This is a genomic window from Armatimonas sp. (genome assembly GCF_031410135.1).
Taxonomy (GTDB): domain Bacteria; phylum Armatimonadota; class Armatimonadia; order Armatimonadales; family Armatimonadaceae; genus Armatimonas.
The window spans coordinates 1-2817 of the sequence record NZ_JANNYP010000098.1; the positions used below are offsets into that span (position 1 = coordinate 1).

At 57.3% G+C, this 2817-nt stretch carries 3 protein-coding genes; all 3 read left to right on the plus strand.

Features of this window, described 5'->3' with window-relative positions; all coding sequences use genetic code 11:
* The first annotated feature begins 290 nt into the window (after nt 1–290).
* On the plus strand, nt 291–1298 hold the full coding sequence (locus RMO15_RS03665) for a LacI family DNA-binding transcriptional regulator (protein WP_309707933.1): 1008 nt from the start codon (nt 291–293) through the stop codon (nt 1296–1298).
* A complete protein-coding gene (locus RMO15_RS03670; RefSeq protein WP_309707936.1) occupies nt 1295–2167 on the plus strand; it encodes a DUF1559 domain-containing protein in 873 nt (290 codons plus the stop codon). Before RMO15_RS03665 ends, RMO15_RS03670 begins: the two co-directional genes overlap by 4 nt.
* 30 nt (nt 2168–2197) lie before the next feature.
* Nucleotides 2198–2817: FAD-dependent oxidoreductase (locus RMO15_RS03675; RefSeq protein ID WP_309707939.1), on the plus strand; the 620-nt coding region annotated here is incomplete at its 3' end.

Consider the following 2817-nt stretch of genomic DNA (forward strand, 5'->3'; position numbering starts at 1 on the left):
AGAAGACCGGTGTGAGGTTTGCTGACTATGGTGCCGATGTTGTCTGGGGAGTTGCCAATGGCCGCCTAACCAACGTAAATCAGACCTTCCAGGACAGCAAGAACGGCTGTAGTGTCAATGCTGCGGGAGCCGTTACATGCCCCGACAACGGAGTGGTGCTTCCCGGCGCGTTCTAACGTCTACTTTCGCTCTCTCAAGGATGCCAGGCTCTCTGGCATCCTTTTTGTTTTCTTGACAATGTATTAAACCTTTGGTAACCTGGGTTAGTAACTCGGGTTACAAAGAAGTCAATGGGCAAAGCAGTTACCATTAACGATGTGGCGCGCGAAGCGGGCGTCTCAAAAACCACGGCGGTGTTTGTACTAAACAACCGACCTGGCTTCAGCGCGGCTGAGGGCACGCGCATCCGTGTCCGGGAAGCGGCACAGAAGCTCGGCTATAGGCGCAGTGGGCTGGCGCGAGCACTTTCCACCGGGCGCATCTACACCGTGGGCGTGGTGCTGCGTATAGATAGTGGGCGTCCTCAGGACTGGGTCTACTCGAAAGATGTTCTGGCCGCGATGGCGCGGGCCTGCCATAAAGCGCGGCTCCGGCTGACACTCATTCCCTTTTCCAGCGATGCCATGCTCTCGGTAGACGATGTGGCAGACCAGCGGGTAGATGGCCTGATCCTCGTTTCCCACAGCGCCGATGCTTTCGCCCGACAGATCTATGCCTCAGGCTTTCCGACGGTTAGCATTGGCTCGGGCTACGCCGAGCGCCTGGTAGATATAGACCAGCGAGGTGGGGTACGAGAGGCGACGGAGCACCTTCTGGCGCTGGGGCATACAAAAATCGGCTATGTTTTGGGCAGCAATCCTGGGATTCGTGCTGTCGAAGAGCGTCGTGCAGGCTACATGGAAGCGATGCAGGCGGCGGGGCTTGCGCCACAGTGCTACACCAACCATGAGGCGCAAGCTTGTCTCACCCAAGCGGAACGTCCGACGGCTTTTGTCACTTACAACGATGACTTTGCCTGGCAGCTCACGGTGGCTGCTCGTCAGGTGGGCCTCCGCATCCCCGACGATCTCTCGGTCATTGGTTTTGACAACACCGTACTGGCGGAGACTGCCGTCCCGCCACTCACCACGATCGAGAACCCTCTTGACGCACAGGCAGAAAGGGCGCTTAAAGTGCTCCAATGTCTGCTCCAGGGCAAGGAGTCGCCCACAATGGCCCCGCTCGCCACCCGCCTGATCCACCGCCAAAGTACAGCGGCACCGTCGGGCTTTTCTCCACAAAAGGAACCCAAGCAATGAAAAATCAACGTGGTTTTACCCGCACTGCGGGCTTTACCTTAATCGAACTTCTTGTCGTGATCGCCATTATCGCGATTCTCGCCGCTATTTTATTTCCCGTCTTCGCCCAAGCAAGAGAGAAAGCCCGCCAGACAAGCTGCCTCTCCAATACCAAGCAGATTGGTATTGGCCTGATGATGTACACCCAAGACTATGATGAAACTCTGCCGGGCAATCATAACGGCCTCAACGGTAACAATGGTGCCCCGCATGGTTGGCCTGGGGATTCCGGCTCTACCAATGCCGCAGGCACCCAAAACCCTCTTGGCTTCATGACTCCCGAGACGGGAGTGGGCTCACTCGTACTGCGTAACTGGGCACGCGACATCTACCCCTATGTCAAGAACCTGCAAGTCTATCTCTGCCCTAATGCGACACCACGCTCAGGAGGAGCAGGCGGGGCAACCTCAGGCTACCGTGAGACCAACACACCGGGAGGAGGCAACCTCAGCTACCTGCTCAATGGCATTGCGGCCAGCAAGTCCCTTGCCGCGATCCCCGCACCTGCGGACATTATTTTTCTCCAAGAGTACAAGTACAAGACCCGTGTCTCGCATGTACGCCCCTGTCTGGCAAACAACTCCACAACGGTCTATAACCAGTTCAACCATCAGTTTTACGACTACCAGCATGCCGGGGGGGGCATCTTGCTCTACTGCGATGGCCATGCGAAGTTCAAACGTAAGTCTGCCATTCGGTTCAGTGATTTTGGAGCCGATATGAGCGCACAGCCCAACCCGAACCTCACCTTTACCGACGAGGCACTAGGTTGCTCCGTGGCAGCAAATGCCTGCCCACAGAACAGCCTTGGGTTCACTGGTGCTTTCTAAAGCATAAACCTTTGGTATATTGGGGACGTTATGACAACTCAAGACATGATGTCCCTTCTTTATTGGAAGCCTCCCACGCTGGCACAGAAGCCGCACACACGCCATGCCGATCTCTGTGTCTACGGGGGCACAGCTAGCGGGGTGATCGCGGCGGTGCAGGCAGCGCGACTGGGGCTGCATGTGGTCTTACTCGCACCGGAGCGGCACATTGGCGGACTTACGACAGGCGGGCTCTCGTTTACAGACACTGGGCGCAAGGAGGCGATTGGCGGGCTGGCACGGGAGGTCTACAAGCGCATCGGGGCCAAGTACGGGAAGACCGAGGAGTGGAACTTCGAGCCCCATATCGCCGAAGAAGTGCTCACGGAGCTACTGGCTGAGGTGCGCGTGGTGCCATATTTTGGGCAGTTCCTCGCATCCGTCAAGAAAAACCGGGGGCAGCTCGTCTCCGTCACCACCGAAGAGGGGCTGACGATTGAAGCGGCGGTGTTCATAGATGCCACCTACGAAGGCGATCTGATGGCCAAGGCGGGCGTGAGCTACACCGTGGGTCGGGAGAGCAATAAAGTCTATGGGGAGACGCTTAATGGCTACCAGATCCGTGACAAGCATCAGTTCCTCAAGCCCGTCTCGCCGTATGTGGTGGAGAA